The organism is Shewanella sp. CG12_big_fil_rev_8_21_14_0_65_47_15, assembly GCF_002783505.1.
GTDB lineage: Bacteria > Pseudomonadota > Gammaproteobacteria > Enterobacterales > Shewanellaceae > Shewanella.
Genome location: NZ_PFGL01000070.1, coordinates 44875 through 64245 on the forward strand (window position 1 = coordinate 44875; position 19371 = coordinate 64245).

General features: G+C 47.5%; 15 protein-coding genes. 7 read left to right on the plus strand and 8 right to left on the minus strand.

Annotated elements, in window-relative coordinates; genetic code table 11:
- Nucleotides 1-415: 415 nt before the first annotated feature.
- Nucleotides 416-640 carry a hypothetical protein gene (locus COW15_RS19895; RefSeq protein ID WP_293635358.1) on the plus strand — a complete coding sequence of 75 codons (225 nt, stop codon included), beginning with the start codon at nt 416-418 and terminating at the stop codon, nt 638-640.
- 114 nt (nt 641-754) lie between these two features.
- On the opposite strand, the gene COW15_RS19900 is transcribed toward COW15_RS19895, so the two are convergent.
- The gene (locus tag COW15_RS19900) at nt 755-1678 is read right to left on the minus strand and encodes a class I SAM-dependent methyltransferase (RefSeq protein ID WP_293635360.1); all 924 of its coding nucleotides are present in this window, start codon (nt 1676-1678) and stop codon (nt 755-757) included.
- A gap of 6 nt (nt 1679-1684) precedes the next feature.
- Nucleotides 1685-2791 carry an AI-2E family transporter gene (locus COW15_RS19905; RefSeq protein WP_293635362.1) on the minus strand — a complete coding sequence of 369 codons (1107 nt, stop codon included), beginning with the start codon at nt 2789-2791 and terminating at the stop codon, nt 1685-1687.
- Nucleotides 2792-2889: 98 nt separating this feature from the next.
- Between COW15_RS19905 and folX the strand changes: the two genes are divergently transcribed.
- Nucleotides 2890-3252: a dihydroneopterin triphosphate 2'-epimerase gene (folX, locus tag COW15_RS19910; RefSeq protein ID WP_007649227.1), complete on the plus strand. Its 363-nt coding sequence runs from the start codon at nt 2890-2892 to the stop codon at nt 3250-3252.
- A gap of 107 nt (nt 3253-3359) precedes the next feature.
- Nucleotides 3360-4253, plus strand: a complete 894-nt coding sequence (locus tag COW15_RS19915) for a TIGR01777 family oxidoreductase (protein ID WP_293635367.1) — start codon at nt 3360-3362, stop codon at nt 4251-4253.
- A 34-nt stretch (nt 4254-4287) separates the two neighbouring features.
- Here COW15_RS19915 and lepB read toward each other — a convergent pair whose 3' ends face one another.
- Genes lepB through COW15_RS19930 form a run of 3 tightly spaced genes read right to left on the minus strand, consistent with a single transcriptional unit; the run spans nt 4288 to nt 8279 of the window.
- Nucleotides 4288-4950, minus strand: a complete 663-nt coding sequence (lepB, locus tag COW15_RS19920) for a signal peptidase I (RefSeq protein ID WP_293635369.1) — start codon at nt 4948-4950, stop codon at nt 4288-4290.
- 57 nt (nt 4951-5007) lie between these two features.
- On the minus strand, nt 5008-7536 hold the full coding sequence (locus tag COW15_RS19925) for an FtsX-like permease family protein (RefSeq protein WP_293635371.1): 2529 nt from the start codon (nt 7534-7536) through the stop codon (nt 5008-5010).
- Between the two features lie 2 nt (nt 7537-7538).
- Nucleotides 7539-8279, minus strand: coding sequence for an ABC transporter ATP-binding protein (locus tag COW15_RS19930; RefSeq protein WP_293635373.1), 741 nt, complete (start codon nt 8277-8279; stop codon nt 7539-7541).
- 52 nt (nt 8280-8331) lie between these two features.
- Here COW15_RS19930 and COW15_RS19935 point away from each other — a divergent pair, with 52 nt between their 5' ends.
- From COW15_RS19935 to COW15_RS19950, 4 genes are all read left to right on the plus strand, one after another.
- Nucleotides 8332-8931: an arylesterase gene (locus tag COW15_RS19935; protein ID WP_293635375.1), complete on the plus strand. Its 600-nt coding sequence runs from the start codon at nt 8332-8334 to the stop codon at nt 8929-8931.
- A 144-nt stretch (nt 8932-9075) separates the two neighbouring features.
- Nucleotides 9076-10143: a DUF3083 family protein gene (locus tag COW15_RS19940; protein ID WP_293635377.1), complete on the plus strand. Its 1068-nt coding sequence runs from the start codon at nt 9076-9078 to the stop codon at nt 10141-10143.
- A 174-nt stretch (nt 10144-10317) separates the two neighbouring features.
- Nucleotides 10318-13047, plus strand: a complete 2730-nt coding sequence (locus COW15_RS19945) for an SO2930 family diheme c-type cytochrome (protein ID WP_293635379.1) — start codon at nt 10318-10320, stop codon at nt 13045-13047.
- A 90-nt stretch (nt 13048-13137) separates the two neighbouring features.
- A complete protein-coding gene (locus COW15_RS19950) occupies nt 13138-14310 on the plus strand; it encodes an SO2930 family diheme c-type cytochrome (RefSeq protein WP_293635381.1) in 1173 nt (390 codons plus the stop codon).
- Between the two features lie 35 nt (nt 14311-14345).
- On the opposite strand, the gene COW15_RS19955 is transcribed toward COW15_RS19950, so the two are convergent.
- The 3 genes from COW15_RS19955 to COW15_RS19965 form a co-directional block, all read right to left on the minus strand.
- Nucleotides 14346-15377, minus strand: a complete 1032-nt coding sequence (locus COW15_RS19955) for an AraC family transcriptional regulator (protein ID WP_293635383.1) — start codon at nt 15375-15377, stop codon at nt 14346-14348.
- A 193-nt stretch (nt 15378-15570) separates the two neighbouring features.
- Nucleotides 15571-16587 (minus strand): protease SohB, encoded by a 1017-nt coding sequence (gene sohB / locus COW15_RS19960; protein ID WP_293635385.1) that lies wholly within the window; start codon nt 16585-16587, stop codon nt 15571-15573.
- A 123-nt stretch (nt 16588-16710) separates the two neighbouring features.
- On the minus strand, nt 16711-19194 hold the full coding sequence (locus tag COW15_RS19965) for a VolA/Pla-1 family phospholipase (protein WP_293635387.1): 2484 nt from the start codon (nt 19192-19194) through the stop codon (nt 16711-16713).
- Nucleotides 19195-19371: the final 177 nt, after the last annotated feature.

Below are 19371 nucleotides of genomic sequence, written 5' to 3' on the forward strand. Positions count from 1 at the left end.
TCTTCGCTTTCAGCAGGTAAAGACGTCAGTACATCGTCTTTTACTTGGTAATAAGCATTTTCGTATTCATGAACTTCCATAACAACTCCTGCTCGATTTTGTAAGGTCGCAAAGGCATGCCGTTCTATGCTGACATTTTGCCCATGGGGAAAGGGATTTCCGTGGCCGAGAGTATATCAAAGCCCAACGCATAATTACAGAAAACTTTCAGTTTCGTTTAGTTGAAATCGATAAAAACACTCGCACAAGGCATTTTAAGTCGAAATCGAGAATGAATTTATGAAAGTCTTTCAACAGGCATTCCCAAGTCAATATGCATTTACGCTATTAACAGCGCTGGCTTACAAATAAAGAATCTTGGGAAAATGTGCACCAGCTGCTATCAATTAACTCATGATGCGAGTAGGAGGCAGACATGAACACACTCATTGAACTTGAAGCCACTAAACTAACGACATTGTTTAGCCACGGCGATGTATTAGGGATCCGCATGTTTATGGAGCATATGAATATCCCATTAGATGTCCAGGATAGACTTTATGATGAAATTTCAGCACTCAAACATCTAGACCAAAATCAGGTGAGTCAAGTGATTGAAACTTTTGGCCAATCACTGTTGTCGGAACGACTAAGCTACTAAGCACTTAATCAATAATTGGCTAAGTGGCTGACTTGCCAAGCCCCATCTTTTGTCACATATAACTAAGGCCAGTCTAACTGGCCTTTAGGTTTAGCGGTGGTAAGCTGTGCCCAATCAAATTATCTCTTTCCCCTTTAGTCGATAACGTAACACTTTCAGTGATTTCTCCTCGAACACATCGATAAATGCAGCGGGATTGGCCAGTCTTTCGATATATTCTAGGGCTGGAGCGGCCTCTTCAACCTGCTGGCGCAGGAAATGAGTATCGAGTTCAGGGGCATTTAAGCAAAGCAGCACTTCACCATTATCGGCAAGTAACTCGGGTAAACGGCGAATAAGACGCACATAGTCCTTGGTCGCCACAAAACTGCCCTTTTGATTACTAGGAGGATCGGCAACGATAATCCCATAGGGGCCGAGTTTTTTCAGTTTTCCCCATGACTTAAAGATATCGTGACCCAAAAAACGCGCTCCAGCACTAAAACCGTTGAGCAAATGGTTTTGCTTACCGATAGCCAACGCCCCTTTGCTCATATCCATATTAACCACTTCATCGGCACCACCTTGCAGCGCCGCAACGGAAAAACCACAGGTATAGGCAAATAAATTCAGCACTTTCTTATGGCGCGCACTCTCCCTCACCCACTGACGACCATTGGCCATATCGAGGAATAGTCCGTGGTTCTGACCACGCATCAAATGCACTTGGAAACGGGCGCCATTCTCACTCACCACATGGGGTTCAGGAACCTCACCCTCCAGCAATTGGCAAAATGTCTCGCCTGCACTGCGGTACTGATACACAAGGTTTAACGGGGTTGAAGGATGCAGCGCTTGCCAACGCGCAGCAATGGCTCGATGGCAAACCGATAAATCCACCTCTTCCAGTGGAGTAAAACTGGTTAATAACAATACTGGCGCAAACCAATCCAAACACAAATGTTCACTGCCGACATAATGTCCACCGCGACCATGGAATAGCCGCACTGCATCTTCACCTAGTTCAATTGACGCCAGTGCTTGTATAAAACTTTGCATTATCTACTACTTAATCTCTGTTGAATGGGTGTCGTTTTTTTCACTAACGGGAGTGACTGTACTAAGGTTAGGTGCGAGCTTATCTTCCACATCATCCGATAATAGGATCGCTAACCAGCCGCCACTTTTACTCGATTCTAGGGCAATTTTGACCACCATAGTCAATGGCACTGAAAGCAGCATACCCACAGATCCAAGTAGCCAGCCCCAAAAAATTAACGATAGAAACACCACTAAGGTGGAAAGCCCTAGGCCACGCCCCATAAATTTAGGTTCGACCACATTGCCCATCACCATATTCGCCCCTAGATACAAAAGGGCTGTGCCCCCAGCCTCCGCAGGGCCCAATTGGACAAAGGCCAACAAGACCGCAGGAATAGCCGCAATAATCGAACCTATGTTGGGGATATAGTTGAATAAAAAGGCGATAACCGCCCATAGCAGCGCATAGTCCACCCCAATAAAGGTTAATCCTATGCCCACTATGATCCCCGTAGCGAGACTGACTAAGGTTTTAATCACCATATATTGGTTAACCGATTGCAAGAAGCGATCTATCTGTTTTAACCGCATATCGGGATCGTCCAGTGCCAAATGCAGTTTTTTCGGTAACGACTGAGCTTCGAACAACATAAACACAATAGTGAGAATGATCAGGAATAAGTTGGCCATAACATTGCCCACACCAGAGAGCATATTGGTGGTCATAGACAAAGCCATGCCAGGGTCGAAATAGGCTAAAAACTGATCCTTAGATATCTGGATATTTAAGGCATGTAACTTACTTAATATCCAAGCAAATTGCTCGACTAACTGCACGCGATAGTAAGGTAATTGCTTGGAAAACTCATTGATTGAGCTGCCGACAAGGGAAGCTAACCACAGCCCCATCAACACAATAAAGCACATCAGCAGGATCACGGCTAACCATTTAGGCACGCGGTATTTGGTCATTTGGCCAATGGCAGGATTACAGATCACAGCAATAAAACTCGATAGCACAAAGGGCACGACGATTGGACTCGCGGCCTTTATCCCTGCCAAAATAATCACTACAAAGGCCATTACCGCAAAACCGCGATAGGCTGCAGAGGGCACATTAGCTCGCGTCATTTATTAAAAATCCTTCTTGATCTTAGATAAAATTGTTAGGCTAGCGCGAGAAAAATGATTATCTCATGCACCTAAGACTTAAATAGCAAACTATCATTATGAAACCAGAAACCGCGATTATACGCATTAAAAACTTAAGACTTCGCACTTTTATCGGTATAAAAGAAGATGAAATTCAAAATAGGCAGGATGTGATAGTCAATGTCATCATCCATTATTGTGCCGAACATGCCCGTAACAGTGATAATGTTGAAGATGCGCTCAATTACCGCACTATTACCAAAAAAATGATTGAGTTAATTGAGAACAACCGTTTCTCATTACTCGAAAATCTCACCAGTCAAACCTTAGCTATCGCCAGTGAACATCCTTGGGTGGAGTTTGCCAGTGTCGAAATCGACAAACCCCATGCCCTACGCTTTGCCGATTCTGTCTCTATGGAGTTGTGTTATCAAAAATAATCCCACTAAAAATCTCCAAACTCAGTGATCGCTTCACGCCGTATTTCGGTATATATACCCAGACAACCTGAAGATGCAGGATTCAGCAAACCGATAAGAGAGGTTCCATGAATATACTGATCACTGGCGCAAGCGGATTTATTGGCAGCCAACTGGCAACCCTGTTGGCCAGCGAGCACCAACTGACCATATTGTCACGCCATCCCACTAAGGCTCGACAGTTGCTGAGCGCTAGCCACCAATACCTTACCAGCCTCAATGATATTGACGATTTAAATCACTTCGATGCGGTAGTGAATTTAGCGGGTGAACCTATCGTTGCTAAACGCTGGAGCAAGCGTCAAAAACAAGAGATTTGTGCCAGTCGCTGGAATATCACCGCAAGGCTGAGTCAACTGATAAAACAAAGCACAACCCCACCTAAGGTCATGGTGAGTGGCTCAGCCATCGGTTTTTATGGTCGTCAGGGCGAGCAACGCTTAGATGAGACTAGTCAACCCCACATTGAGTTCAGCCATGAGATTTGCAGCACATGGGAACAGTTAGCCCTGGACGCCGCATCGGATAAAACCCGCGTCTGTATTATCCGTATAGGAATAGTGCTCGGCCAAGGTGGAGCCCTTGCTAAAATGTTACCCCCCTTCAAACTCGGCCTCGGAGGCCCCATAGGTCATGGCCGCCAAGGGATGAGCTGGATACATCTTGATGATGTTATTGCACTTATCGACTTTCTACTCAATCGGGAAAATTGCCAGGGGATATTCAATGCTACAGCTCCCAATCCCGTAAGCAACGGTGAATTTGCCAAGACCTTAGGTAAAGTACTTAACCGCCCAGCCCTGATCACAACCCCACCACTGGCGCTGCGACTCGCTATGGGGGAAATGTCAGAACTCCTGACCGAGGGCCAGTTTGTAATACCTAAACGGGCACTCGAAGCGGGTTTTACATTTAAATACAGCGAACTTGAAACGGCATTAACGGATATTGTTGCAAGTTAAGTAAACTAACTCCCCTAGCTGAAAATAATTAAGGCTAGAACGCGCGCATTAAGCGTTCGGCTCTGGGTAAGTAATAGTCCTCATAATCGAGGGAGAAAATGACGGAACTTGAACGACCGACTATCTCATCCCGGGGGACAAAACCAATAACCCGAGAGTCGGCACTATTATCTCGATTGTCCCCTAAGGCCAGATAATGCGCGTCTGGCACTGTGACAGGCCCAAAATTAGCAAGGCTTGAGGGAACGGGGTTAAGCCTAATACTGTGGACTATACCGAGTAAATCCTCCTGCATTTCAATGACATCAGCCGGAGCATAAGGACTCAGGGCTTGGGATCGATAATCCAAGGGTTCACCATTTAAATACAAACGATTATCCCGCATCATCACAGTATCGCCCGGCACGGCAATCACCCGCTTAATCAGTTTTTTATCGGCCTTTTTCGAGTCGAATACTACGATATCACCGCGGGCGGGATCCGCCAGTTTGACTAAGGCGATATGGGTAAAGGGCAGCCTAAGATCGTAGGCCATCTTGTTCACCAGAATCCGATCGCCTTCGACGATAGTCGGCAGCATAGAACCCGATGGCACTGTATTCCAATCGGCCACGGCGCTTCTAAACACTAACATTAAGCCGATAAACAGCAAAAAGGAGCGATTATCCTTAAGCAATGTTGTTATTCCTTTGAACATAGTTTCCCCTCTATAATTATTTACCAGTGCAATCAAGCACTGGCTGCCCACCTTTAACTAGCTGCTCGCCTTTAATAGTTCAGAGCAAGATTGATTGAGCAATTGCCGGCAACGCCATACGCCGAGTAAGGCCACCAGCAAGGCGCCTGAAACAGGGGCGATTCCCCACCAAGGCCAGTGCATATATACATTGAGTTCAAATACTTGAGTCTTAAGTAGATAGAGCGCAAATTCGGCGACTATCACGGCAAGCACGCCCGCAATACCGCCAAGTAAGGCGAACTCTAACCCCGTTGCACTGCGCAATAGCCATCCCGAAGCACCGAAGGTACGCAGCACAGCTAATTCACGCTGTCGAGTCGCCATGCCAGCTTCAGTCTGGGCAATCAAGACTAAGGCACTGGCGAACAATACCAGCACCAGCACTAAGGTCAGTGACAATGACACTTGCTCGATGATCTGTCTGAGCTGTCCCACCATAGCACCCACATCTATGATAGATATGGTCGGAAATTGCTGAATAAGCGCCAGGATCACCGCATCCTTAGGCGTACCATCGGCATTCAGCGCTTGACTGTTTGTGGCTTGGCCATTTGTTGACAGGTCATTCATAGCTTGCTGATCATTCAGATAGAAACTCGCCATCGAGGTATAAGCAAAGGGCGCTAAGGCCTCCTCGGTAAAAATCATAAAGAAATTTGGCTGCAGTGTTTCCCAGTGCACGGCGCGAATGCTGGCAACTTTAACTATGAGTTCTTGATTATCAATGACATAAGTCAATTTATCGCCAATGCCGATACCCAAACGTTCCGCCACGCCGGACTCCACCGACACTTCATCGGCGGCTTGATTAAAGTGACCTTCCAGTAGTTCGTTATTCGCGGGCAAGGTTTTGCGCCAAGTCAGATTAAGCTCCCTTGAAATGCCCACTCTGCCCTGTTCACCCGCCTCGGCCTGCTCATTTGAGATCAGTGCTTCACCGTTAATTTGGGTTAAACGGCCGCGGATCACAGGATAAATGTCCGTCGCCGCTATACTCTTAGCCGTCATAAAATCATTCAAGGGCTTAGCATCGTCTGGAGCGATATTAACGAGAAAGTAATTAGGCGCATTTTCGGGTAACTGTTTTTGCCATTCGTTGAGCAGATCTTGTCTTAGGGCGAGAATCGTTAATAACAGTACTAAGGCGGCACTAAAACCCACCAATTGCACCGCATTTTGCCGGGCACGACGCCTCAATCCCGCCAGTGCCAATTGCAAGGGATTGGTAGTCTTCATTCCGACACTGTGGCCTAGACGTATCATCACAAACCCAAGCACACTTAATAGCACACCGAGCAGCAATACCGCACTGACGACGGTCAGGGTCAAAGTCCAACTTTGGGAATACAAATAGCCTAGTAACGTCATCGCCCCTAAGCTCAGTAAGAAATGCAACCACATGCCAAGCTGTAACCCTTCTAACTGACGCTGTAGTACTCGTAGCGGCGGGATAGCCAGTAATCGCAACAATGGATAGGCCGAAAACATAAAGGCACTGATAAGTCCGGTACCAATACCAAGCAATAATGGTCGTGTGAGTGGTGGGGAATAGGCGGCAATTTCGGGTGGTAATAAGTAACTGATCCCAAAATCGAGTAGCCCCCCCCCGATAAGACCTAAGCCAATCCCCAGTAACGTCACTAGCAGTAAGTGCATGCCAAACAACAACCGAATTTGTTTCGCCGAGGCACCAAAGGTTTTCAGCATGGCCACCACATCGTAATGACGCTGGCAATAACGCTGGGCGGCGATCCCAATTGCAGCGCAGGCCAGCGCAATGCCCATTAAACTGGCGAGCAACAAGAATCGCTCCGCTCGCTTAACCGCACCCGCGATGGGCGAGTCACCGGATTGCACATCGACCCAGCGCTGAGAGCTATTTAATAGCGGTTTCACACTTTGCTCAAAGGCCGTAAGCGAGGCTTCATCCCCCGTAAATTGATACAGATAGGTTACCCGGCTGCCCGGCTGGATCACCCCAGTTTTGGCCACATCCTCTATCCGCATCAAGACCACGGGTGATGAGGCGAAGGGATTAAAACCCGCATCGGGTAAACGGCTGATCTCATTACTGAGCACAAATTCACTGTTACCTAGCTCGATGGATTTGGGATAACCTAAGAGTCCGCCTAGGCGCGTCTCAAACCAGATCTCATCCGCTTGGGGTAAGTCCTTGGTTTTACCGCTGGTGAGTTCAATGTCGCCCTTGAGTGGATAACCCGCTTCAACCGCACGCACTGTGACTAGCTGAAACTTATCTCCCGAATACACCATAGAATTAAATTGCATGTTAGTCACATGCTTAAGCCCGAGATCTTCGGCTGTGGCTAAAATTGCTGCGTCAATTTTGACCGGCGAATCGATGATCCTATCGGCGGCGATAAACTGCGTCGCTTGCCCATTGATAGCCACTTGCAGGCGCTCGCTCACCCGCGCCAACCCACTCACTGACAACACCGCGAGCGTAATGGCGAGGATAATCAATAACAATTGCCCTTGCTGCAACTCGCGCTTAAACAGGCGCCATGCCAGACTTAACGCCATGATTAAGCCTCCTTAGCATTGGCTAAGGGCGGGGTGTTAAATGAAGACTGAATGCTCTCTTCCTGTAGATGGCCATTATCCATCACCAGTTGCCGCTGACAGCGCTTAGCCAATTGCAGATCGTGGGTGACAAGAATAAGTGTGGTGTGGCTTTCCTGATTGAGTTCAAACAACATATCGGCAATTTTATGGCCGTTAACCCCATCTAAATTACCCGTAGGTTCATCGGCAAACAGCACCTTAGGCTCACAGATAAAGGCGCGGGCAATCGCCACCCTTTGCTGCTCGCCGCCCGAAAGTTGTTTAGGTAGATGGGTTAAACGGTGGGATAAGCCGACCCGCTCCAGCATAGCCTGCGCTTTTTCCTTGGCATTTTTTACGCCAGCAAGCTCGGCGGGTAACATCACGTTCTCGAGTGCCGTTAGGGTATCCACTAGCATAAAAGATTGAAAAATAAAGCTGACCTTCTGTTTACGCAGCGCGGCTTTTTGCTCTTCATTAAGCGGTGATAGCGCCACACCATCGAGCCAAATCTCCCCCGATGTCGGCGTATCGAGCGCCGCCAGCAATCCCAGTAAGGTGGATTTACCCGACCCAGATGGCCCCAAAATGGCCACACTATCACCTTGCTTGACATCTAAGTTAATGCCCTTGAGGATAGTGAGAACTCCTTCCTGAGTGATCACTGATTTTTCGAGGTTAACTACATTGATGGCACTGTTTTTTAAGATGACGTTAGACATAGGATCCTTCTTATATAAATCGTTCTGGTGTCAATCGCAAAGAGTTAAGTCAATGGCTAAGCCCCTGTGGGCCTTCGTCCTATTGAGTGTATTTGTCGCCACCCCGGCCCACGCGGCACGGGTGCTGATCCTCGGCGATAGCTTAGGCGCAAGCTATGGCATGGCAGAACAGTCAGGTTGGGTGGCGCTGCTGCAAGAAAATCTGCCCGAACATGAGTTTACCAATGGTTCAGTGAGCGGTGAAACCACCGCTGGCGGTTTGCGTCGCTTACCTGCGCTGCTCGATTCCGTCGCCCCCGACCTCGTGGTCGTTGAGCTGGGCGGGAATGATGGGTTACGTGGATTTCCCCCAACGCAACTCGAAAATAATCTAACCCAAATCATTACCCTAACCAAAAAGAGCGGTGCAAAAGTGCTGCTAAGCGAAATCATGGTACCGCCTAACTATGGCCCTCGCTATACCCAAAAGTTCACCCAAGTGTATCAAGACATATCTAAGGCACAGGATATAGTGTTGATCCCCTTCTTTATGCAGGATATCGCGCCCTATCCAGAACTCATGCAGCGTGATGGCATTCATCCCAATGAAAAAGCCCAGGCGAAAATTGCCAACTGGATGCAACCTTGGATTGAGAAAGCGTTAACTCAATAAAATAGCTGCAATTTTAAGCTAATAAACAGCTTGCTTAGCTAAACTCATGCTCAACGGATAAAAACGTGTTCTAACGCAATATTAGCCCTATAGATAAACAGTAAAATTCGTGTTAGCAAATGGTTAACCCAACAAGGAGTCAATATGTCCCTTAGCCATCAGCAAAAAGTGTACATACCCAAGGAAGCCCGTACCAACCAATATATCACCGCCGAAATCAAGGTGACGGATGAGTTACTGAGCCAATATCCCGATTATCAAAGCTGTTATCAAACCTTAAGCCGTTTGATATTCAATTTGGCAGAACAACACGATCTGCGTAATGTCCACGTGATCACTAACGATAAACTGCCCGTTGTACGTTACCATACCGAAGCCTATTGCTTCCAAACCACTGAACAAATTCTGTTTTTTTACAATCCAGCCTATCATGAAGCTCAAAATTTATTCTCGCAGGAAAACTACCGCGCCCGTAAGTTGCGCATAGTGTTCCTCGCCACGGGCGAAGATATTCGCAGTAATTCCGCCAGTTTTCATATTAAGGTGCGGGAGTTACTCAATGCCTTGATGCCTAAGCTACCGATTAAGGATCTTAAGGTGAAGATCCGTGATCATCAGCATTTATCCTATGATCTGTTCGCAAAAGCCAAGGGCAATAAGGAAACCTACGGCTATAAACTGCGTGCCATAGGTCCAAGATATAAAGCCAGAAAATGCGAGTTACCGGAAAATACCAGCTCACTCACCTATGTAACTGTCAGTTTACCCCTGAGCCGCAAGCTCAAACAGGGGTTATTACCCGACTCGGCAACAGATTTTACCCCGCTATATCAGCATCTTGAGGATAGTTTTCTCAAGGCGGCGGCCAATAAACAACTCACTCGCCTCGCGATGATTGCTAACGGCTTAACGCCACTGGTGCGTAACAGTAAGTTTGAAAAACTCGACAGCAAAGCCGAAGTGCAGATGATAGGCTTCGATCCAAATGCGACCGAGCAACAAGTGATCCGCCGCTGGGATGCCGATAACTTAGTCGAAGCCGCCCACTTTACCATAGTGGCGGGCACGAAAGACTGTGACGATTCAGGCTTCGGTCGCTTTATGAATAATGTCGAAACCGCGTTGAAAGCCTTTGCGACTGAGATAGGACTGGATCCGGAACGCGAAGACTTAGTGGTGCGTTTCCATCAACATATCAGCTATCAAATCTGATTGAGTACAGATTATCGCTAAGCAACAGGGCGCCTTGAGCGCCCTGTTATTTTAGAAAGCCGCAATTCATCATTTTCCCTATCACATGTTGCACCATTTTGGCCATATTTCACATTGCCTTTTTTTGCCCCTAGCGCATTCTGTTAACGAAATAATAACAAAAAGGGAGCAATCATGTTCAACAATACCATTAATCCACCCAGGACTAAGGGAGCTAAGGCGACCAGCCTGAGGGTTTCATCCGCTCAAATCCACAAAAAGACTTCGAGTAAGGTTGCATGGCTAATGCCTACGGGGATAGCCCTACTCATGGCCTTTAATCTCAGCGGTTGTCTTTCCGATGATGAGTCAGCGCCCACAGTGACTCCCCCTGTCGTTCAACCACCGGAAACGGGGCCGACCTTCCCCGAAGGTGCCATCAAGATTGCCGCGGGCGATAACCTCACCACCCGCATTCAAGAAGCCCTGATCAATGCGCAAAGCGGCGCCGTGATAGTGTTACCTAAGGGCACCTTCAATATTGATTCGACCTTACTCTTCGATGGGGATGTGGACGGTGATGGCAGTTTCGCCAAAAACGTCACTATCATGGGTTATGGCATGAATGACACTGTGCTCAATTTCTCCCAAGCCAATTCGGGCGATGGTATCTTTGTGCAAAATGCGATGAACATCATCATTCAAGATCTGTCGGTCAACGAAGCCAAAAATAACGGTATTAAGCTTAAAAACACCAACGGCATCATTTTGCGTCGAGTCGGTACTGTCTGGGAGGGGCCGCTCGATAAAGATAATGGCGCCTATGGCCTGTACCCGGTTGAGTGCGAAAATATTCTTATCGAAGATAGTTATGTTCGTGGCAGTGCCGATGCGGGGATTTACGTCGGGCAGTCCCAATATATTGTGGTACGCCGCAATATCGCCAAGGAGAACGTTGCGGGGATCGAGATTGAAAACTCCAAATACGCCGATGTGTATGACAACGAAGCCATGGGTAACACGGGTGGTATATTAATTTTTGATTTGCCCATTAATAACCATAGATATGGCTCAAGTGTGCGGATATTCAATAACAAAGTGTATGACAATAACACGCCCAACTTTGCCAATGCCTCGGCAAACCCTGCGGGAGTGCATATAGTGCCACCAGGCACTGGGGTTATTGTTCTCTCCACCGCCGATGTGGAAATTTTCAATAATGAAATCACCCACCACGATACCTTAGGCGTGACCGTCAGCAGCTTCTTTATTGCAGAACCTGACATGACCACCTTTGTTGGAAACTATGGTCAACCCGGCCAAGCTATTGAGGACGGTTGGCGCCCAGTGCCGCGTAATATTTATCTCCATGATAACCTGATCACTGATTATGGCAGCAAGCCAAAAGGTTATTTAATTCAAGATATTATTCGTGCATATATTCTAACCCACGGCACTCTGCCCGGCGTACTCTATGACGGTTTAGGGGAAATGCTGTCCAACAATGGCACCGCCGCCTATTTAGGCTTAAAGGAAACGCCCTTTGCCGAAGATGGTAGCGACAATGTCTGCGCCAGTGATAACGGTGATGTGTCCTACGGTAGACTCTATGCAAACAGCAACACGGATATCAGCATCGCCGATGTGCAATATGAAAAGACCCAGGGCAACTTACTCAAGTGTTCACAGATTAGTCTGCCCGTGCATACGGTAACATTTGCTGGCCAAGTCTTCGGTTGCGGTGTCGATGATAATACCGAAGGCTGTGATGGCGGTGTACTCGTCGGCGGTGGCGGTACTATCGGCGAAGGTGAAGGCGGCCTAGTGGGCGACGGCGATCAATCACTCTGTCAAGCCATTGGGTCGAATGTCAGTTGGGATGCCCTGCTCAAGGCAAATTGCCCTAGGTTGTCGGATTATAATCTCTTTAGCGATGCTAAAAATCCCACGGTGGCGCCCAACTCGAATGGCATACCCTATGATTTAAACACACCACTCTTTACCGACTACGCCAGTAAGTACCGTTTTGTGTACCTACCTGCAGGTCAAAAAGCTACCTACTCTGAAAACGAGTCCTTCGATTTTCCAGTAGGCACAGTGATAGCCAAGACCTTTGCCCTGCCAAGTGACACCAGTAAACGTGGCATTAGCAATGAAAGCTTGATTGAAACGCGGCTGCTTATCCATCGCCCAACAGGGTGGACTGCCTTGCCCTATGTATGGAATGCCGATAAGACCAATGCCACCCTCGCCAAAGCAGGGGCGATCAGCAGTCAAACGTTAATGCATAAAGGGGAAAATCTTGCCTTTAACTATGTCGTGCCTAGCATGAACCAATGTAAGCAGTGCCATCAGTATAAGGCCGATGAGAACACCAACGCCGTGTTTATGCCCATAGGTCCTAAGGCCCGCCATTTAAATCGTAGTTATAGCTATCAAGATGGCGCGATGAACCAGCTACTGAAATGGCAAAGTCTAGGTGCCTTGGAGGGGCTACCAAATCTTAGCGAAGTCCCACAGGTCCCCGCCTATCAAGACGGCGATGAAACTAACGTAGCAAACCTTAGCGATACTGCCCTAATGCAAACCGCAAAGGGCTACTTAGACATCAACTGCGCCCACTGCCATAGACCCGAAGGTAATGCCTCAAATACAGGCCTTAAACTCGAATACTGGCGTAACTACGGTGATGATGCGGGTTTCTCCCACGGTACCTGTAAATCCCCCGTCGCATACGGTGGCGGCAATCTAGGGTTCGATATAGTCCCGGGTAATGCAGACGAGTCTATTATGCACTTTAGAATGGCAAGTACGACGCCTGGTGATCGCATGCCCGAAATTGGCCGCAGTTTAGCCCATGACGAAGGCGCAGCCCTGATAAGCGAATGGATCAAACGCTTACCTGCGGCGAGCTGCTCCCACTAACCCAAAGCTCGTTTTAAAGCGCACAATGAAAAGGCTGGCTATGCCAGCCTTTTTACATAGCAGACAGTTCCGATTGCGTGGATGTTTACGATGAAAAACAGTTTAATGTGTAGCTTAATCTTCATTATCGGCAGCCAAATAGCCGCCTGTGGTGGCAGTGACAGTCAAGATATCAGCACTGATACACCCACGGTGCCCACAGTGCCCACTACGCCCGAAGGCTTGTGTGAACAGAGTACATCCCAGGTAAACTGGCAGGCACTGATGGCCGAAGACTGCCCTCGTTTAAGTCAATACGGACTCTTTACCGACCCTTTAAACCCAACCACACAACCCAAATCACCCGGTTTTAGCTACCAATTGGCGACGCAGTTATTTTCAAACTATGCCAGTAAATACCGTTTTATCTATTTACCCGAAGGTAAAACCATTCAATATCAACCCCAAAATGCATTTGACCTCCCTGTTGGTACTGTGCTCGTCAAAACCTTTACCCTACCACTCGACACCGCCATCACAGGTTTTGCGAATGAAACCCTTATCGAGACCAGACTGTTAATCCATAGATCCCTAGGCTGGACGAGCCTTGCCTATCAATGGCAACAGGGAGAAGCCAAACTGATAACCGCGGGAGCCACTGTCCGTCATACACTCACCAATCAGGGCCAAACTCAAACCTTTGACTATGCCATCCCTAGTCGCGGCGAGTGCAAAATTTGCCACCAGAGTAATCAAAACAATAACAGCCAAATCACCCCCATTGGCCTTAAGGCGCACCTACTCAACCTTGATGTGCGCAATCAAGGCCAAAATATCAACCAATTGGAACTTTGGGCCCAGCAGGGGCTAATCACCTCTTTACCCCCCATAAGTGAAATAGGCAAAACCTTTGCCATCAATGACACCAATAGCGACTTAACTGCCCGGGCTAAGGGCTACTTAGATGTTAATTGCGCCCACTGTCACAGTGCCAATGGCTTTGCCAGTATCTCAGGATTAAGACTTGGGTTTTATGTCGACCACAGCAGTTATCAATATGGGATTTGCAAGCAGCCCCCGGGGTGGGATGGTGGCGAAAAAGGACTCGATTACGATATCGTCCCCGGCAATGCGGAGCACTCTATTATGCTGTACCGCCAAACACTGTCTGAGCCTAAGGATAGAATGCCGCCCATAGGCCGTAGTATTGAGCATAGCGAGGGGGTGGACCTGATAAAGCTATGGATAGATTCACTGGCACCGAGTTTAGGCAACTGTATTTAGGGAACTGTGTATAGATTTAGGGAACAGTATTGAGTTCATTTATGTATTTCATGGCGATTCAGGCGGCTAAAATATCCGGGCGGATGGCCAATCCAATGCTTAAAACATTGCCTAAAATGACTGACGTCGGCATAGCCCATAGTTTCGGCAATCGCCTCAATACTCAATTGATTAGCTAGAATAAGTTCAATCGCCTTTTGACAACGCACTTGATCCACCAGCCTTTGGTAACTTGAGCCCAACTGAGCCAACTTCCGCCTAAAGCTTCTATCGCTCATATGGATGTGAGCGGCCATCGCATCTAGGTTTGGCACACGGGGAAAACTCTCCCGGATCACACTAAGCACAGTATCGATAAAAGAAACTGCCCTTACCTCACTCGCGGCAATTTGATGATCGGAAAAAGCGTAAACAACAGGTAAAGACAGCCAACTCAAATCGATGCGCCATTCAAAATATTCACTATCAAAACAAATTTCGGCCCCCGTTGCCTGCGCTAAAAATTGGCTATCGCGTGCTGGCTCCGCCAAGTTAATCTCGGCTAAAGAGACAGCCTGCCCCGTTAACTCACGCGCAAGCCCAAGCAAAGATCCAATACTGTGAAGAAACTGAAACCGATATTGACTCTTTTCAATGCGTCCCGTGTTCAACCAACGGATGCAAATGCATTGGTCTTCGAGCCGCATTAAGGTATCGGTAAAGCTACCGACTAATCTAGGGTGATTGACGACAAACTGCAGGCAAGCTTGTAATGTGGTTAACTGAGCCAAATGCGGTAACAGTACATCTAGGCTACTCACGGTATAACTTAAGCCTAACTGAGTGCCAATATCGGGGTCTTGGCCCTGTAAACGTAAAAACTCCATGGCATATTCAACTTGCCAAACGTAAACAAACTGGCAGTGCTTAAGTTCCTGATGACCCAGACCAATATGCAAACAGACTTCCTCTTTCGCAGCCGCCCCCAATTGCGAAGCAATAAAGTCCAAAATATTTCGCAGTTCAAATGCAGGATAAGTTTGATCTCCAACCATCATATTCGTTTTATAGTCGACGCGTTGTAACATGAAACCTCCCCATCTTAGATCGATCCTTTACCCGTTAGTTGTATAAGATTTACCTTATTTTTAACAGCCTTAATTTTAACTTAATGTTAAAAAACTGTACAAATTTGTACCATCGATACTGGTTATAAAAAACGCCTGCAAATTGCAGGCGTTTTAAGTTCAGCATAGAGCGGCATCGCCGTGACATTTGCCCTTAGATAGGGCGATTCTTCTCGACGAGGCGATTAAAAATCGCATTAACGGATAGCGATGCACCATGGGCAATTTTATCGGTAAGCTTTTTCCTGATCTGATAACGCAGCTTATACACGGTGCGCTCACCCGCCAGCAACATAAGAACATCATCACTGGTGGATATCGCATCGATAAGCCCTAAGTCAATGGCCTGCTGGCCGTACCAATGTTCACCCGTCGCGACTTTAGCGAGATCTAATTCAGGGCGATACTTACCCACAAAGGCCTTAAACAGCACATGGGTTTCTTCCAGTTCCTGTTGGAATTTCTGTCTGCCTTCATCGGTATTTTCACCAAATACCGTCAGCGTACGTTTAAAATCCCCCGCCGTGTGTTGCTCGTAGTCAATCTCATGTTTTTTCAGCAACCGATTAAAGTTAGGCAACTGGGCGACTACACCGATAGAACCGACAATAGCAAAGGGCGCCGCATAAATCCGATTGGCCACACAGGCCATCATATAGCCACCACTGGCCGCCACTTTATCGACGCAGACGGTCAGAGGAATATCGGCTTGACGTAAACGGTCAAGTTGGCTGGAAGCTAACCCATAGCCATGCACCATACCGCCACCACTCTCGACATTGACGATAACTTCATCGCCTTTTTCGGCAATGGCTAAAATGGCGCTAATTTCCTCACGCAGTGAAGCCACCTCGGCCGCATCTATACTGCCTTTGAAATCGATCACGAATACTTTACCGGTGTGGGTTTCATCGGCGGCTTTTTCTTTGGCCTTTTCTTCGGCCTTCAATTGTTTCTCGTAGGCCTTGAATTGTTTCTTTGTTAGCAACTCTGCCTTCAAATCATGTTTAAGCTCGGCTAACTCTTCAGACAGGTTAGTGATCCTCAGCTCACCCTTGTCTGACTTATGCTTTACAGTAGAAGCCAGCACCACAATAACCACGGCGATAATAGCGACCACAATAGTGACGGCTTTCGCCAAAAACATTCCATACTCGTATAAAAATTCCAAAGTGCTCTCCATTGGGACGCATATTTGCGTGTCTCTTCACTGAATTTATTGCGGGCTATTCTAACAGCCTAAAGGCCCATAAAAAAACCCAGCATTCGCTGGGTTTTCTGGATTTGATAGGAATTAGTTAGGACAAGTTGCAATCACACCAGTGTCTGAGACTAAAACCGTTGCGTCCCCTTTGCCCGCAGATAGAGCATAGGTGGCTACCTGGGTCTGCATTTCAACGGTAGCTGCCGCAGCCATACCATCGGTGGAATCTTTCTCACTTGGGTCAACAATAGAGCTATGGTGTCCCTTAGAGAAACGCACCGCGCCAGGACCTTTACTGGTACTGTCGACACAAGGTAAACCAATAGCAGAGATCAGAGGCTCAGTACCCGATAGCGGGAAGTTATCCACGCGATTAGGTAACACTTGATCCGGTAAGTTACCGTTGCCATCCCCTGCCACTTCAATTAAATGAACGGGTAAAGCCGTCGCCTTTAACATAGCAGCATGGTTCACAGGATCCGCCGAATCCACCGCCGTTTGCACCGCAAAGGCAAAGGTAGGAATAAACTGGGCGTACACTGCTTGTACTAGTGCTGCATATTCTGGGCTACCAGGCTCATACCCTGCGGTATTCGCTTTATCGACCAGGGCTTGGAAGGTTGCCGATGCGGTGATATTGCTAAATAGCACTGGGCCAAAGGTTGCAGAACCGGCAAAGGAGCCCGCTAAACCTCCTGTTGGCGCCACTAATGACGCCGCATTGATAGCATAGGCATTTGGCAATGCATCACCCGTTGTTGGATTTTTCATGCCGGTGCTGGCATAGGTCGCAAAGTCAGTGCCAACGATAGCACCTAAGCTCAGACCTTGGGCACTGATCTTCGATATGTCAAAGACTTGCGGCTGATTTGCCTGTGCTAAAGCCTGTGCTAAACCCGTTAACGCTAGACGAACACCTAAATGATCCATCGTCGCCTGACGGAAATTATCCCTTACCGACAAAGTGCTCGAAATATTCACAAACACTAACGGATTGCCATTTTTAAAGGCATCGGGTTGACCAATCACAGCACCAAAAGAAGGATCCGTTGCTGAGACTTCATAAATCCCATCGCCGTTCGCATCGAAGGAGCGCGCACCATGGAGTGGCATATCGATAGCCATAGTAGCGACACCCATAGCCGCATAACTACCCGCATAGGCCAATGACATTTCTTTACCGCCACCTAAACCATGCAGCGCAATCGTGGTTGGCCAGCCTGACGTCGGTGGTATAAAGGTTAAACCTTGCTGCTGATAGAAGCCGGCTAATTTAGTCGCATTAGGCATTGAAATCAGCACAGAGACAGTTTCATAACCTTTAATGGCCGGAATAGGGTTAAATTTCGTTAAATGCTTGGTCTTATCGGCCGGAGTACCATCATCTAGTAACCAGGTTTTACCTGCCATCAACGCCGGGTTTGCTAAGGCATCGGCAGGGTTTTCAATGCCGTTAGCCACGGCTTGCATCCCAAAATTAGTTTGGCTAAGTGTACCCGCTTGCAGCGCGAGCAATACCGAAACAGGGCTATCGCCTTGGGCTTTCCAGTGGCCGTTGATCAAAGGTTGACCCGTTGAAGATAAACAGCTCACAGATGAACAATCACCGTAAATCGGTAATTTAATTTTTGCGGTATACACATCCGCTAAACTCGACACCACATAGGCCGCACCGTCTTCAGGACCCAGCCCTGCTGCTTGAGCCACTGTGAAACCTGTAGGCGTTGGCATTTGCGCAAAACTTGGCGCATAGGGCGCGCCCTGTGCCATCAAGAGTTTTGTCGTTTCATAGACGTTTGCAACCGATTGAGTCGTAAATAGCCCAGCATAACTAATGGTTGAGGTATCCACATTATGTGCCGCAGCAATGCCTTTCTCATAGCTGTTGACTAAGGTTTGCAGCATCAGTTGATCTGGGGTTTCTAGGGGTAAAGTATCGATATCCATTTTCAACAACCCATAGGTTGTTGAAGGTGCAATCCCTCTGCCCTCAGAGTCTTGAATAAGATTAGTCGTCGCATAAATATACGACTGTCCAGCCTTAAGAGGTTTGAGTGGCACTATTACCACTTTATTACCAGAAGCCGTCGATACAAAGTCAACGCCAAACTGTAACTCGGCCCCTACTTTACAGGCTGAAACCGACGGTTTAGCCTTACATTCGGGATCAGACGATAGCGCGCCGCCCACAGTGGCTTCAAACATTCTTACCGCACCCGGTTGTGCAACAGATGCCGCCATTAAGGTCAGTTGTGTACCATCGTGGTTTTTTGCTAAATCAATATCAATAGAAATCGGTGATGTTGTCGACCAACCATCTAACGCCCCAAGTGCGATTTGTGGATCGACATAGTTGCCCGAGCTTTCACCCGGAATTGATAAAGTGCCATCGGTCGTGCCACTGAAGAGTAAATCGTTTGGCAATGGTACCTTTGAATTAGCGGGGTCGAACACCATATGGGATTCAGGGATGAGCGGATCAGTCTTATCCTTGAGTTCGTTATAGCTGTCCTCGCTACATCCTGTGAGGCCCAGTGCAGATGCAATCGCAACACACAAAATGAGTCTTTTCATTTTTTTTCCCCAAATCTTGTTGTAATAATTTTGTTTTCCCCAAGAAATTAGTCACAATAGCGCGAACTCTATGACTAATAGGGCTTATGTTAGCCCTAACTCGTTTCAAGTTAACGTAAAAATATTGAGTTAGCCACAAGTTTGTCACAAACATTTTAGCTATTGATAACAAAGTTT

Bases quoted from the DNA above. Each gene is read 5' to 3' on its own strand.
- COW15_RS19965 (WP_293635387.1), bottom strand. From the start codon at position 19,194: ATGAAAAGACTCATTTTGTGTGTTGCGATTGCATCTGCACTGGGCCTC.
- COW15_RS19950 (WP_293635381.1), top strand. From the start codon at position 13,138: ATGAAAAACAGTTTAATGTGTAGCTTAATCTTCATTATCGGCAGCCAA.
- COW15_RS19935 (WP_293635375.1), top strand. From the start codon at position 8,332: ATGGCTAAGCCCCTGTGGGCCTTCGTCCTATTGAGTGTATTTGTCGCC.
- COW15_RS19900 (WP_293635360.1), bottom strand. From the start codon at position 1,678: ATGCAAAGTTTTATACAAGCACTGGCGTCAATTGAACTAGGTGAAGAT.
- lepB (WP_293635369.1), bottom strand. From the start codon at position 4,950: ATGTTCAAAGGAATAACAACATTGCTTAAGGATAATCGCTCCTTTTTG.
- COW15_RS19940 (WP_293635377.1), top strand. From the start codon at position 9,076: ATGTCCCTTAGCCATCAGCAAAAAGTGTACATACCCAAGGAAGCCCGT.
- COW15_RS19925 (WP_293635371.1), bottom strand. From the start codon at position 7,536: ATGGCGTTAAGTCTGGCATGGCGCCTGTTTAAGCGCGAGTTGCAGCAA.
- COW15_RS19895 (WP_293635358.1), top strand. From the start codon at position 416: ATGAACACACTCATTGAACTTGAAGCCACTAAACTAACGACATTGTTT.
- COW15_RS19945 (WP_293635379.1), top strand. From the start codon at position 10,318: ATGTTCAACAATACCATTAATCCACCCAGGACTAAGGGAGCTAAGGCG.
- COW15_RS19930 (WP_293635373.1), bottom strand. From the start codon at position 8,279: ATGTCTAACGTCATCTTAAAAAACAGTGCCATCAATGTAGTTAACCTC.
- COW15_RS19955 (WP_293635383.1), bottom strand. From the start codon at position 15,377: ATGTTACAACGCGTCGACTATAAAACGAATATGATGGTTGGAGATCAA.
- COW15_RS19905 (WP_293635362.1), bottom strand. From the start codon at position 2,791: ATGACGCGAGCTAATGTGCCCTCTGCAGCCTATCGCGGTTTTGCGGTA.
- COW15_RS19915 (WP_293635367.1), top strand. From the start codon at position 3,360: ATGAATATACTGATCACTGGCGCAAGCGGATTTATTGGCAGCCAACTG.
- folX (WP_007649227.1), top strand. From the start codon at position 2,890: ATGAAACCAGAAACCGCGATTATACGCATTAAAAACTTAAGACTTCGC.